At 64.1% G+C, this 13,019-nt stretch carries 14 protein-coding genes; 4 read left to right on the top strand and 10 right to left on the bottom strand.

The genetic code is table 11. The annotated features are described in order from the left end of the window. Positions 1-42: 42 nt before the first annotated feature. Positions 43-927: a sugar nucleotide-binding protein gene (locus AC5WNJ_RS16115; protein WP_495930204.1), complete on the top strand. Its 885-nt coding sequence runs from the start codon at positions 43-45 to the stop codon at positions 925-927. A 60-nt stretch (positions 928-987) separates the two neighbouring features. After that, complete coding sequence (locus AC5WNJ_RS16110) at positions 988-1,707, top strand: lysophospholipid acyltransferase family protein (protein WP_495930203.1); 720 nt, start codon at positions 988-990, stop codon at positions 1,705-1,707. Positions 1,708-1,860: 153 nt separating this feature from the next. Here the strand turns inward: AC5WNJ_RS16110 and fabB are convergent, their stop codons facing one another. Next, entirely contained in the window at positions 1,861-3,078 is a 1,218-nt protein-coding gene (gene fabB, locus AC5WNJ_RS16105; protein WP_495930202.1) for a beta-ketoacyl-ACP synthase I, read from the bottom strand. A gap of 13 nt (positions 3,079-3,091) precedes the next feature. Beyond that, entirely contained in the window at positions 3,092-3,607 is a 516-nt protein-coding gene (gene fabA, locus AC5WNJ_RS16100) for a 3-hydroxyacyl-[acyl-carrier-protein] dehydratase FabA (protein WP_043334808.1), read from the bottom strand. A gap of 352 nt (positions 3,608-3,959) precedes the next feature. Here fabA and AC5WNJ_RS16095 point away from each other — a divergent pair, with 352 nt between their 5' ends. Together AC5WNJ_RS16095 and AC5WNJ_RS16090 are read left to right on the top strand one after the other, a co-directional pair. Then, positions 3,960-4,289: a PAS domain S-box protein gene (locus AC5WNJ_RS16095; protein WP_495930201.1), complete on the top strand. Its 330-nt coding sequence runs from the start codon at positions 3,960-3,962 to the stop codon at positions 4,287-4,289. Continuing rightward, a complete protein-coding gene (locus AC5WNJ_RS16090; protein WP_495930200.1) occupies positions 4,279-4,752 on the top strand; it encodes a diguanylate cyclase domain-containing protein in 474 nt (157 codons plus the stop codon). Before AC5WNJ_RS16095 ends, AC5WNJ_RS16090 begins: the two co-directional genes overlap by 11 nt. 5 nt (positions 4,753-4,757) lie before the next feature. On the opposite strand, the gene AC5WNJ_RS16085 is transcribed toward AC5WNJ_RS16090, so the two are convergent. From AC5WNJ_RS16085 to AC5WNJ_RS16050, 8 genes are all read right to left on the bottom strand, one after another. Then, positions 4,758-5,282, bottom strand: a complete 525-nt coding sequence (locus AC5WNJ_RS16085) for a DUF2878 domain-containing protein (protein WP_495930199.1) — start codon at positions 5,280-5,282, stop codon at positions 4,758-4,760. Between the two features lie 2 nt (positions 5,283-5,284). Next, on the bottom strand, positions 5,285-6,568 hold the full coding sequence (locus AC5WNJ_RS16080; RefSeq protein WP_495930198.1) for a class I SAM-dependent methyltransferase: 1,284 nt from the start codon (positions 6,566-6,568) through the stop codon (positions 5,285-5,287). A 10-nt stretch (positions 6,569-6,578) separates the two neighbouring features. Beyond that, positions 6,579-7,397, bottom strand: coding sequence for a DUF1365 domain-containing protein (locus tag AC5WNJ_RS16075; protein WP_495930197.1), 819 nt, complete (start codon positions 7,395-7,397; stop codon positions 6,579-6,581). After that, positions 7,394-8,740, bottom strand: a complete 1,347-nt coding sequence (locus AC5WNJ_RS16070; protein WP_495930196.1) for an NAD(P)/FAD-dependent oxidoreductase — start codon at positions 8,738-8,740, stop codon at positions 7,394-7,396. The genes AC5WNJ_RS16075 and AC5WNJ_RS16070 overlap by 4 nt, the downstream gene beginning before the upstream one ends. A gap of 96 nt (positions 8,741-8,836) precedes the next feature. Further along, positions 8,837-9,661 (bottom strand): SDR family NAD(P)-dependent oxidoreductase, encoded by an 825-nt coding sequence (locus tag AC5WNJ_RS16065; RefSeq protein WP_495930195.1) that lies wholly within the window; start codon positions 9,659-9,661, stop codon positions 8,837-8,839. A 128-nt stretch (positions 9,662-9,789) separates the two neighbouring features. After that, the gene (locus AC5WNJ_RS16060; protein WP_495930194.1) at positions 9,790-10,275 is read right to left on the bottom strand and encodes a nuclear transport factor 2 family protein; all 486 of its coding nucleotides are present in this window, start codon (positions 10,273-10,275) and stop codon (positions 9,790-9,792) included. A gap of 70 nt (positions 10,276-10,345) precedes the next feature. Further along, on the bottom strand, positions 10,346-11,842 hold the full coding sequence (gene phrB, locus AC5WNJ_RS16055) for a deoxyribodipyrimidine photo-lyase (RefSeq protein WP_495930193.1): 1,497 nt from the start codon (positions 11,840-11,842) through the stop codon (positions 10,346-10,348). Positions 11,843-11,891: 49 nt separating this feature from the next. Further along, positions 11,892-12,803, bottom strand: a complete 912-nt coding sequence (locus tag AC5WNJ_RS16050) for a MerR family transcriptional regulator (RefSeq protein WP_043335996.1) — start codon at positions 12,801-12,803, stop codon at positions 11,892-11,894. Positions 12,804-13,019: the final 216 nt, after the last annotated feature.

Below are 13,019 nucleotides of genomic sequence, written 5' to 3'. Positions count from 1 at the left end.
GTCGCCTCTTGCGGCGATGCGCCTGTCTGCTGGAGCCTGCCTGTGAAACTCTTGCTGCTTGATGCCGGTCATTGTCTTGGCCTGGGGCTGATCCGTGCGGCCAGTTCGCGCGCCGATCTTGAGCTCAACGCCGTTGAATCCGACCGTATTGGTGCCGATGACATTCGCGGCAGCCAGGCGGATGTCGTCATCGTGCCGCCATTCGCACGTCCGGCCGATTCCGCGCCTGCCGAGGTGATGGCGCATGCCGAGGCAGTGGAGCAGGTGTTGACCGCCTGCATCGAGACCGGCACTCCGCTGGTATGGTGCGTGGCAGACCAGATGTTCGAACAGGGCGGCGAAGGCTTGCTCGACGAGGATGAGGTGCCCTCGCCGATCGATACGGCGCTGCGCCGCGTCATCGCGACCGGTGATCGCATCCGTGCCGAGCTGCCCAATCACCTGATCGTACGTCTGGGCCCGCTGTTCGGTCCCGAAGGACGTGATGCCTGGCTGCCGACGCTGATCGAGCGCCTGCTGGCGGGAGAAGAGGTACGTGCCGCCGAGGATGTCATCCTCTGTCCGACCAGTGTCGATGCCGTGGCAATGGCGTTGATCGGCATGCTCCAACAACAGCGCTGCGGTGCGGGTGCCTGGGGGGCCTACCATCTGGCCGGCACTGAACCCACCAGTACCTACGCCTTCGTCAGTGTCGTGCGCACCCAGCTGATCACCCGCCTCGAGGGGTTGGGCGAGACGGTGGCCGCAGGCCCGCTCAAGGTGCTGACCCTCAATGCCGGTACGCCGCTGCGGCGTGTGCTCAACTGCCGTCGCGTGCTGGACACTTTCGGTGTGCATCAGAAACCGTGGCGCCTCGAACTATCCCGCCTGATGGATGACTGGATCGCGCAGCGCGCCTCCGGCTCATCTCGCCCTGACTCGACCTGACCTGTGGAGACTGTGCCTGTGAATGCGCTGCGTAGCGTGCTGTTTTATGTAGGTTATTTCATGGCGTTGCTGCTCAGCGCCGTGGTGCTGGTGCCGCTGGCGGCCTGCCTTCCGCTACAGGCGCGCTACCGTGTCCTGCATATCTACAACCATATCGTGCTGTGGTGGTTCCGCCTGACCTGCGGCGTGAAGGTGCAGGTGAGCGGACGTGACACCTTGCCGAAGGGGGCCTGCGTGTTGCTGGCCAACCACCAGAGCGAGTGGGAAACCATCTATCTGCAGGTGGCCAAGCGCCCGCTATGCACCGTGCTCAAGCAGGAGCTGCTGAAGATTCCTGTCTTCGGCTGGGGGCTGAAGCTGCTGGAGCCGATTCCGCTGGATCGCACCCAGCCGGCCAAGGCGCTCAAGCAAGTGCTGTCAGTCGGTACCCAGCGCCTCAAGGACGGCTTTACCGTGCTGATTTTCCCGGAAGGCACGCGCATCGCGCCGGGGGCCCGCAAGAAGTTCAACAAGTCCGGCGCCGCGATTGCCTGCCGTGCCGGCGTGCCGGTGGTGCCGGTGGCGCATAATGCCGGTGAGATCTGGCCCAACAACAGCTGGATCAAGCGCCCGGGCACCATCCATGTCGCCTATGGCCCGGCCATCGAGACGACAGGGCGCAAGCCGGATGCGGTGATCGCCGATGTCGAGGCCTGGGTCGAGGCCAAGCTGCAGGAAATCTCCAGCGTCCAGCGTCCGCCGCTGGAAGAGGAAGCGGCGGCCGATAGTGTTGGTGCCTGACTGTCTGACGCTTCCCCTGTCGCTCATCTGATGCATCCGGTGCTGCCAGCAAGCACCGGAAAGCCAGCAAAAAGGCCGCCCCGAAGGGCGGCCTTTTCGTGTATTGCACCAGCGCGTATCGGCAGACTGCATGTCTGCTGAACGCGTGCTGAATCAGTCCTGGAAACGTTCCAGAATCAAGCAGGCGTTGGTGCCACCGAAGCCGAAGCTGTTGGACAGCACACGGTCGATCTTGACGCCATCACGACGGGTCGTGACGATGTCGAGGCCTTCGGCGCGGTCATCCAGCTCGCTGACATTGGCAGACGCGGCAATGAAGTCGTTCTCCATCATCAGCATGGAGTAGATGGCTTCCTGCACGCCTGTGGCGCCCAGCGAGTGGCCCGTCAGTGACTTGGTCGAGCTCATTGCCGGGCTGTCGGCGCCGAAGACTTCCTGGATGGCCTTGAGCTCGGCCACATCCCCAACCGGCGTCGAGGTGCCGTGGGTGTTGATGTAGTCGATATCGCCCTTCACGGTCGCCATTGCCTGGCGCATGCAGCGTGCTGCACCTTCGCCGGACGGTGCCACCATGTCGTGACCATCGGAGGTCGCGCCATAGCCGGTCACTTCGGCGTAGATCTTCGCGCCGCGTGCCTTGGCGTGTTCCAGTTCCTCGAGCACCAGCATGCCGCCGCCGCCAGCGATGACGAAGCCATCACGAGTCTTGTCGTAGGGACGCGATGCGGTTTCCGGCGTGTCGTTGTAGCTGGTGGACAGGGCGCCCATGGCATCGAACAGGCAGGACAGGGTCCAGTGCTCTTCTTCACCACCACCGGCAAACACGATGTCCTGCTTGTTCAGCTGGATCTGTTCCACGGCGCTACCGATGCAGTGGGCAGACGTGGCACAGGCAGAGGAGATCGAGTAGTTGATACCCTTGATCTTGAACGGCGTGGCCAGACAGGCAGAGACGGTCGAGCCCATGGTGCGAGTGACGCGGTAGGGACCGACGCGACGCAGGCCCTTGGCGCGCATCACGTCTGCGGCCTCGACCTGGTTCGCGGAGGAGGCGCCACCGGAACCGGCGATCAGGCCGGTACGCTCGTGGGAAACCTGCTCTTCGGTGAGACCGGAATCGGCAATCGCCTGCGCCATGGAGATGTAGGCATAGGCCGCAGCATCCCCCATGAAGCGCAGTTGCTTGCGATCGATGTGGTCTTCGAGATTGATGTCGACAACGCCGGCCACGTGGCTACGGAAGCCCAGCTCGGCGTATTCCTCTTTGCGGCGGATACCAGAACGTCCTTCGCGGAGCGATTCCAGGACCTGCTGGCGATCATTGCCCAGGCAGGAAACAATGCCCAGCCCGGTGACTACCACTCTACGCATGGGAGCCTCCCGTTCAGAAGTTCGCAGTGGAGGTGAACAGACCGACGCGCAGGTCGTTGGCCTGATAGATGTCGCGACCGTCAACTGTCACTGTACCATCGGCGATGCCGAGGATCAGCTTGCGAGTGATGACTCGCTTGATGTTGATGGTGTAGGTCACTTTCTTGGCGGTCGGCAGCACCTGGCCAGAGAACTTGACCTCGCCGCAGCCCAGCGCGCGGCCACGGCCCGGGTTCCCCAGCCAGCCGAGGTGGAAGCCCACCAGCTGCCACATGGCATCGAGGCCCAGGCAGCCCGGCATCACCGGATCACCCGGGAAGTGGCAGTCGAAGAACCACAGGTCCGGAGAGATATCCAGCTCAGCAATCAGCTGACCCTTGCCGTGGCTACCGCCTTCCTCACTGATGTGAGTGATGCGATCCAGCATCAGCATGTTGGGAGCAGGCAGCTGCGCATTGCCCGGGCCGAAGAGTTCGCCCTGGCCACAGGCCAGCAGCTCGTCGCGAGTAAAGGAGTGTTGCTTGGTCACTGAGTCATTCCGAGTAGCGGGATGGTAATGCCGTACGAGGCACCTGAGCGCCTGAATGGGGCTAGTCTAATGGCTGGCACCCCTGAATGCACGTGGGGGCCAGACTAAAGGGCAGCAAGAGCGGGTGCAAATAAGTCCTACAGCTGGGGGGAAAGTGGTCGATAGGAGCTAGTGTGTGATTCGCGCGGGGTCCTCTTTGCCGGCATCGGTCGCAATCCGCTGGAGCCGTGCCGAGAATGGCCCGCTGCCTGCAAATGCAGGATCATCCCCGATGCCCCCTTATACCGAGAGTTGCTTATGTGGCCGCAAGCCCACTTCAATCGGCCCCCTGATCATCGGGGCGCTCGTTGCCTTGACAGCGTTGCCCTGGTTGCCGGGGCTCGAGCTGCGTCTTGCCGCGTTGCTGCCTGCCGTTCTGGCGGGTCTGGACATCGCGCGTCAGCGTCGTCGCCAGCTGCTGCATCGTCAGCTGCTGGAGGCCGCCGTGCACCTGAGCAGTGATGGACTGGTGATCAGTGATCGCCACAATCAGGTGCTGGCCGTAAACGCTGCCTTCAGTCATATCACCGGCTACGCACCGGAAGAGATCATTGGTCGCAACCCTTCCCTGCTGTCTTCGGGGCGCCACGACGAGGAGTTTCATGCCCGTTATCGCCAGGCGCTCGAGGTCAATGGTCACTAGGAAGGCGAGGTCTGGAACCGGCGCAAGCAGAGGGGATGAATACCCCGAGTGGCTGCGAGCACGCCGTATCGAGCAGGGCGGCGATGTCTTCCATGTCGCCCTCTTTACCGATATCACCCGCCACAAGGCACATGAGCAGGACCTGCAGCGTCTGGGGCTAGAAGATGCCCTGACGGGCCAGCCCAATCGCCGACGGCTGGGCGACCTGCTGGTCAGTCGCCTCAATGGCCTGCGCGCCGGGGAGGCGATGGACCTGGCACTGATCGATATCGATGCGCTCAAGAGCATCAATGATGCCCTGGGTGCGGAAGGCGTCGAGACCGCCGAACAGCGTGAATATCTGGTATCGAATGGCTGCGGCTGGATCCAGGGTTTCTACTTCTCGCGGCCGGCACCCCCGGGGGAGGTCATCGAGCGGCTCAATGGCTATGAGGCCGGCAATCTGGCCATCAAGGCTGCCTGAGGCGCTCAGGCGTGCTCGGCATGTCCCTGCAGGCGTGCGATACCCAGACACAGGCCGCCCCAGATCAGCGCCTGGGCCGGTAGCAGCCAGTCGGCGAGGGTCACATTGGCGAGCTGCGCCCCACCGTAATAGGACAGCGGCGCACTGATGGCGCCGCCAGCCGCCGCCAGCCAGGGCCGCTGCCACAACCAGCGCAGTGCATGATGGATCGTGCAGGCGAACAGCGGCCACAGACACCACATCCAGACAGGCAGTGGCAGCCAGTGCGCCCAGCCAGGCGTGTCCGAGGTGATGGTGTATCCGCCGGCCAGTGACAGGCTGCCATCCACTACCATCCCCAGCGCCACGAAGGCGGCAAGCCAGCGCAGCTCGCGCAGGCGCTCACTCGTCGGCACGATCAGCCATAGATGCACGGCCAGTATCAGCGGCGTAGCCAGCAGGGCGACCGTCGCGCCACCCAGCACACAGCAGAACCAACCGAGCTGAAAGAGACCGGCATTGAGCAGTGCTCCAGGGCGCTCGGACAGCATGTTCAGGCGTCCCAATCCTGGAGCCCCGCCTGTACCGGGCGCGCCCCCGGCCCCCCCAGCAACAGCTGGCAGGTGCCGATGGTGCGCTCGCGGAAGCCCCCCTCGCAGTACGCCAGGTAGTAACGCCACATGCGCACGAAGCGCTCGTCGTAGCCCTGCGCATAGACCTCCCCGAGACGCGCCTCGAAGCGCTGCCCCCAGGCCTTGAGCGTGGCGGCGTAGTGCAGGCCGATATCCTCGAGCTGCAGCAGGTTCAGCTGGGTGTCCTGCTGCATGGCGGTGAGGATCGCCGCATGGGACGGCAGGAAGCCACCGGGAAAGATGTAACGCTTGATGAAGTCCATCTCGCGGCTGGCGGCCGCGAAGCGCTGATCGCGAATTGTGATGGCCTGCAGCGCGATCAGGCCTTGCGGCTCGAGCAGGCGCTCGAGGGTCTTCAGGTAGGTCGACAGATACTGGTGGCCGACCGCCTCGATCATCTCCACAGAGACGATACGATCGAAGCGACCTTCTAGTGCCCGGTAGTCTTCCTTGAGCAGCGTGATGCGATCCTCCAGCCCTTCCGCGGCGATACGCGCCTTGGTATAGGCGTGTTGCTCATCGGAGATGGTCGTGGTGGTCACGCGGCAGCCGCGTGTTCTTGCGGCATGGATCGCCAGCCCGCCCCAGCCGGTGCCGATCTCCAGCAGGTGATGCTGTGGCCCCAGTTCCAGCAGGTTGAACAGCTTCTCCAGCTTGTGGGTAGAGGCCACTTCCAGATTGGCCTCGGGATAGGGGAACACCGCCGCGGAATACATGCGGTGCTCGCGGTCGAGGAACAGTTCGAAGAGGTCATTGCCGAGATCGTAATGCGCCGAGATGTTGCGCTTCGACCCCGCCAGCGTATTGCGCGCCAGCGCGTAGGCGACGCTCAGCGCCCACTTGGACAGGCGCGACGTTCCGCTGTCCACCGAGTCATTGACCTGCTCGAGGTTGTAGGCGAACAGGCGCACCAGCCCGACCAGATCATCCGTCTCCCACTGGCCATCCATGTAGGCCTCCGCCGCCGCGACGGTGCCACCCAGCGCCATGCGCCGCCATGCGCGTGAGTCATGGATACGCAGCGTGACGTTGCGCGCGCCGCCCTTGCCCAGCACGTGGCGCTCTCGGCCTTCCAGCACCGTCAGGCTGCCACCTTCAAGTTTGTCGAGCATGCGCAGCAGGCGTGGCCGCAGCAGCCGCGTCAGGCGGTCCGCCGGTGCCTGAGTCGTGGCCAGAGTGGGGGGAGCGGGTTCGAATTGGCTCATGATGAGTTCCTCATGATGAAGACGGCGAGCGCGGATGGTCGAAGATCGGCACGCGCTTGAGCGCCAGACGCAGCGCCTCGAAATGAATGCCCGCGACCGTCTTGAGCGTCATCCAGGGGAAGCGCAGCAGCAGGCGATGAAAGGCGCGTGGGGTAGCCGGTTCCAGATGCAGGCTCAGGCTGGCATCGAATAGCGAATTCTGCGCTATCCGTGCCGTATCCCCGGTGAGGGGATGGTTTTCCATGTGCAGCAACAGTTCGTCCGCGCTGGGGTCGTTGAAGCGCCAGTGATAGCGCATGCCCATCGGCATGAAGGGCGAGACATGCATGCGTTTGTCGAACTGCGCTGCCTGCATGCGTCGCTGTGGATCAGTGCGGGCGGCATACAGCACGCGCTCTCCCCAGGGAATATTGGTGACCTCACCGAGCACTGCGCCCAGCTGGCCTGAGACGTGATAGAGGTAATAGAGGCGAATCGGGTTGAAGCCGATCCCGAAGTGGCGCAGCTGGGTCAGCAGAAAGATGCGCCCCTGCGGCAATGGCGCGTGATCGCCATTGCGGGCAAGCTCGCGCTGACAGGCGGCGCGCACCCGGTCCTCGAGTGGGCCATCGGCAATGTCGTGGACCGTGGCCGGCAGATGGTCACTGTCGCGAAAGGCCAGTGGCGCGGCGTGACTGGCGCTCACCAGACGCTTGCCGGCCATCAGTGCCGGCAACTCATCCAGTGCCAGCCATGCCATGGCGACGCGATAGCGAAAGGCATGCTGGCGCGGCGTAAGGCGGCGGTGGCGCAGCGTGCCATAGCCGATGCGACTGGCGGGCGCCTTCAATCGTCTGCCTCGCGAGCACCCAGTGCCTCTGCGACCCGCAGCGCGCTCCATACGCCATCCTCGTGGAATCCATTGCGCCACCAGGCACCACAGAAATGGGTGCGCCCCACTGGGCCGTCCGCCTTGGCTTGCGCGCCGGAAATCTGCGCGAAGCGCGCCTTGGCGTCCTCAGCGGCCAGCGTGAAGCGCGGGTGGTCATAGGCGTAACGGCCCAGCACCCGAGCGGGATCGATCGCGTCGCTGTCATTGAGCGTGATGCAGAAGGTCTCGCGGGGCGGGTGCTCGCGCTCATCAAGGCGTTGCAGGATGTTCATGTCGTAGGTGACGCTGGCCCGCTGGGCGTCGTCGCGCCCATCGAGGCGGTAGTTCCAGCTCGCCCAGGCCGACTTGCGCCTTGGCAGCAGCGAGGTATCGGTATGCATCACCACCTCATTGCGTTGAGTCGTGATCGCCCCCAGCACCGCTTGTTCCTGCTCGCTGGCATCACCGAGCAGAGCCAGTGCCTGTGGCGCATGGCACGCCATCACCACCTGGTCGAAGCGTTCACGGCGGCCATCGGCATGCTCAAGTGTCACCCCGTTGGCGTCGCGCAGGACACGACTGATCTTGCTGTTGAGGCGAATGCGCTCTGCGTAACCCTCGGTCAGCGGCGCGATGTAGGTGCGCGAGCCACCGACCAGCGTGAACCATTGTGGACGATCATTGACCGACAGCAGGCCGTGATGGCGGAAGAAGCGCACGAAGAACAGCAGCGGGAACTGCGCGATATCCGCGATGCTGGCGGACCAGATCGCCGCGCCCATCGGCAGCAGGTAATGTTCACGGAAGACCTGCGAGTAGCCATTGGCATCCAGGTAGCTGCCCAGGGTCGCGCCCTCGGCGAGCTTGCCGTTGTCCAGATCGGCGGCAGCCTGCTTGTTGAAGCGCAGGATGTCGCGCAACAGGCGATAGAAGCGCGGGCGCAACAGGTTGCGCTTCTGGGCGAACAGCGACAGCAGGGTATGGCCGTTGTACTCGAAGTCCTCGGCGGTGGTGTGCACCGAGAAGCTCATCTCGGTGGGCTGGCAAGCCACGTCGAGGCGCTCCAGCAGACGCTGGAAATGCGGATAGGTGCGGTCGTTGAAGACGATGAAGCCGGTGTCGATGGCCCAGTCGCTGCCATCGGCGCACTGCACATCCATGGTGGCGGTGTGGCCGCCCAGTCGCTCGGCTGACTCGAAGACATGCACTTCATGCTTGCGATTCAGGTAATAGGCCGCTGACATGCCGCTGATGCCGCTGCCGATGACGGCAATGCGCTGGCGGGGTGGAGGCGCTGTCGCGTAGGTCGTTGTCGTGTTCATGCCACTCCAGAAGTAGAACGCACCATGTCGTCATGAGCAGAACTGTTGCCGGCCTATCGGCCTGGGCAGGTCTCGTCGGGCTTGCCTGCCGCGTACTCAGTCGCGGGTCATGCGTAGTCCGATGCTGCGTCGCAAGGGGGCGGGCAGGATGCCCAGCAACTTGACCAGCAGCGTGAAGCGTCTCGGGAAATGGATATCGAGCCGATGACGCGCGAGTCCCGTCACGATCGCCTCGACCGCCTGATCGACAGTGACCTGCATCGGCATCGGGAAGTCATTGCGCTCGGTCAGCGGTGTCTTGACGAAGCCGGGGTGAATCACGCTGACATCGATGCCCTGGTTGTCGAGGTCCAGTCGTAGCGACTCCAGGAAGTAGCTCACTGCGGCCTTGGAGGCGCCATACGCCTCGGCTCGAGGCAACGGCAGATAGGCCGAAGCACTGGAAACCGCTGCCAGCTGCGGTCGCTCACCGTCGTCTGCCGCTGCCATGCGCAGCAGCGGCAGGGCGCTTTCGATCACATCCACGGCGGCCTGGAAATTGGTCGCGAATACGCGGTGGACCAGGTCTGCCTCGAATTCCCGTGCATCCAGATATTCGCAGGTGCCAGCGTTGAGCAGTGCAAGGTCGAGTCCACCAAAGCGGGCCTCTATCTGGCTGGCCGCCGCGCGGATAGCCTCACGGTCGGTGAGGTCGAGCGTCACGACCAGCGCTTCCCCGGGGCCTTGCTCGGCATCGGCTGCGATGGCCTCCAGCTTGTCGGCGGAGCGGGCGCTGAGGGCGACCCGGTGGCCATCTGCCAGCAGCCGGCGCGCCAGACCTTCGCCGATGCCGGAGCTGGCGCCGGTCAGCCAGATACGTTTGCGAGCCTTTGCGGACGTCGATGTGGTTGTCGATGTGGTGCTCGAACCATGACTGGCCATTTCCCCTCCTTGGCGTAAGTGTGTCTGGCGTGCCTGTCTGCGTCTTCAGCCTGTGTCTTGCCGGTAGAGCCTTGCTGGCACTGACTCAGAGAACGCCGGGCGTGTCTGTATGGATGTCGTCATGCTGCTCAGTCCATGCGACGTTTCAGCAGACCGATCACGTTGCGCAGGACGGGCACCTGCTCGTAGAGCAGCTCGCCGGCATCGAAGAAGTCACGGTGATGAATGACCTTCCCGTCTCGGAACTCGAGGCGTGAGGCACCCTGCACGCTGATGTCCTTGCCCCCGTTCAGACGGGGATGGCGATAGGTCATCGTCCAGCTGAGCCAGGCAAGTCCCTGTTCATTGCCTTCATCCACAGGGCCGGCGGCTTGCTCAGGTATCGGCCCCAGCGGGTGATGAAAGACGAAGTCGATGGCGGCGACATTCATGTACAACCCTGAGAAATAGGCGTTGAGTGCTGTCAGGCCGTGGACTTCATGCAGGGGGTCGCGAAAGACGATATCGTCACTGTAGACTGATTTGAGCAGCTCTGTAGAGGTTTTGTCCAGCTTTTCGTAAAGACGACATACCCGAGTCAGGGCCGGGCTTATCTCGTCGGGTAGCGATTGCATGGCAACGCTCCTGAAGGATAGGGGGGGGGGGGGGAGCGGCCTGCTGAAGATCAGCAGGCCGCTTGAGGGGTCATTCGCTTCTGGACAGCGCCTTGAAGGTATCCAGCGCCCGCTGGCGGGCGGCCTTGTGATCGACGATCGGTCGGGGGTAGCCCGTGTCGCGACAATCCTCCGCACTGGGCTGGTGGCGGCGCTTGGCCGGCAGCTCGGCCAGCTCCGGCAGCATGCTCGCGATGAACTCGCCGTCCTTGTCGAAGCGCTGGCCCTGGGTGGTCGGATTGAAGATGCGGAAATAGGGCGCGGCATCGGTGCCGGTGGAGGCCGCCCATTGCCAGCCACCATTGTTGGCGCCCAGCTCACCATCGACGAGATGGGTCATGAAGAAGGCCTCGCCACGCCGCCAGTCGATCAGCAGATGCTTGGTGAGGAACATCGCCGTCACCATGCGTAGGCGATTGTGCATCCAGCCGGTCTGCACCAGCTGACGCATGGCGGCATCGACGATGGGGTAGCCGGTGCGGCCCTCGCACCAGGCAACGAAGCCTTCGTCATCGTCGCGCCACTGCAGGGCCTCGGTATGGCGCTGGAAGGGACGGTGGCGATTGACGCGCGGGAAGCCGACCAGGATGTGCTGATAGAACTCACGCCAGATCAGCTCGTTGACCCAGCTGGTCAGGCCGACATCGCCATCGGCGAGGCTGCCGTTCTCTGCCAGTACGGCGGCGTAGCATTGGCGGGCCGAGATCATGCCCAGCGCCAGGTAGGGCGACAGCTCGCTGGTGCCCCGGGTGGCGGGGATATCGCGCTGCTCGTGGTAGCGACGGGCACGGAAGGTCAGAAAGCGTTCCAGACGCTCCTGCGCGGCGTCCTCGCCGGCCGGCCATAGCTCGGCATCCAGAGGTGTTGCCGGCTGGCCATCGAGCGTCTCGGGCAGTGGCGGGATGGCGTCGCCGTGGATCTCGCGCCCCTTGGCATCGCGGGGCGTGGCTTGCACTTCGGGCGCCTCATTCAGCGCCAGGCGACGGGAATCGACTTCCTTGTGCCAGCGCTTGGAAAAGGGCGTGAAGACTCCGTAATAGTCGCCCTTGCCCGTCAGCAGCTCACCGGGAGTGAAGACCAGCATGTCGGTATAGCGATGCAGGCGGATGTCGCGCTCGGCAAGCAGTTCACGGACCTGTCGGTCGCGCTCACGCTCATTGACGGCATATTCGTCATTGAAATGCAGGGCCCGGACGCCCAGCTGATCGCACAGTGCGGCCAGCGCCTGGGGCACCTCGGCGAAGGTGTCGCAGTTGAGCACCTTGAGCGGGATGTGATAGCCAGCGAGTGCCTGTTGTAGGACATGCAGGCCGCGACGCAGGAAGTCGAGCTTGTTGGCTCCGTGGCCGTGCTCGACCCACTGCGCCAGGCAGGGGGCGACGACGGCCACGACCGGGCCGCGTGCGGCGGCCTGCGAGAGAGCCGTGTTGTCATGTACGCGCAGGTCACTGCGCAGCCAGACCAGCTGCAGGGGAGCCCCCGCTGGCGCGGAGGCGGAGGAAGAGGTGGATGGTGAGTCAGATGACATCGGGGCTCCTTGGCGATCGGTGAAACCAATGCCGAGCAGGAGCCTAGGATCAACGTGCCATCAAGGACCTCAGGCGAGCGACCGCCTGAATCGGGTCGGCTCCCAGGCCTTCGATGGGCCCGTCTACCAGCTCCTGCTGGCGAATCTGGGCGGCCGGGCCAGCGATGGCCAGCGGCACGCTCAATTGTTCTGCGACCCGCGGCAACTGACGGCGCATGACATCCGAGCGCTCTGCCTGGGTGCCGACCAGTACCACGGCCTGTGCCTGCAGGCGCTCTGCGGCCAGCGGCAGCTCCGCCAGCGGCAGTGGGCCATCCAGCAGGCTGACGTGATAGCCGGCGTCGCTGGCGACCAGCGCGAACAGCAGCAGCCAGCTGAGGCCCGGTTCTTCCGGCAGGCGCGTCAGCGTGATGTGCGGGGCGTGACGCTCCTGATTGGCAAACACCAGCCGGGCACCGATGCGCGAGCGCAGGAAGCTCTCGAAGAAGCACTGGGCCAGGCGGGTGCCGAAGGTGGCGGTGCCGCGCTCCTCGAGCTGTTCGAGCAGCGGACGCCACAGGCGCTCGACCACGCTGCTGACCGGGTACAGCGCCAGACTCTGGTTGTACAGCTCGGCCAGACGCGCCTCGTCCTGGGCATCGATGGCGGCCAATGCCAGCTGCTGCTGGCCACTCCAGCTGCCTTCGTCCGGCATCGGCGTGCTTTCCGGCTGCGGCTGGTCGAGAAGCTCGCGTACCTGGCTGACAGGTACTCCGCGGTTGAGCCATTGCAGGATGTGTTCGATTCGCTCGATGTCCTCGCGGGCATACAGGCGATGCCCCTTGGGCGTACGGCGGGGCTCGATCAGTCCGTAGCGGCGTTCCCAGGCTCTCAACGTGACCGAATTGACGCCGGTCAGGCGAGAGACTTCGCGGATCGGAAACAGCGGCGAACTGGCAGTTTCCGTGGCCTTGTCAGTCATGAATGGTGTTACCTCTGGCGGTGACGAGGCATCCCGGGTGAAGCACAGGTGAGGACGACACACAGGGTAAAGTTGAAGTGTCGTCACATGGGGCGCTGTGGGATACCGGCAATGCATCTTGTGCACTAGCTGTACATGTGGGCATCAGGATGGCGCAGCCGCCAGAGCCTGACAAGAGGCAAGCTGCGTCGCATCCCCGGTGCGCATGTTTTGAAG

This window comes from Cobetia sp. PDI-23MA, from assembly GCF_059507735.1.
The sequence above is the reverse complement of the archived record's forward strand: the minus strand, read 5'-3'. Positions and strand labels throughout refer to the sequence as shown.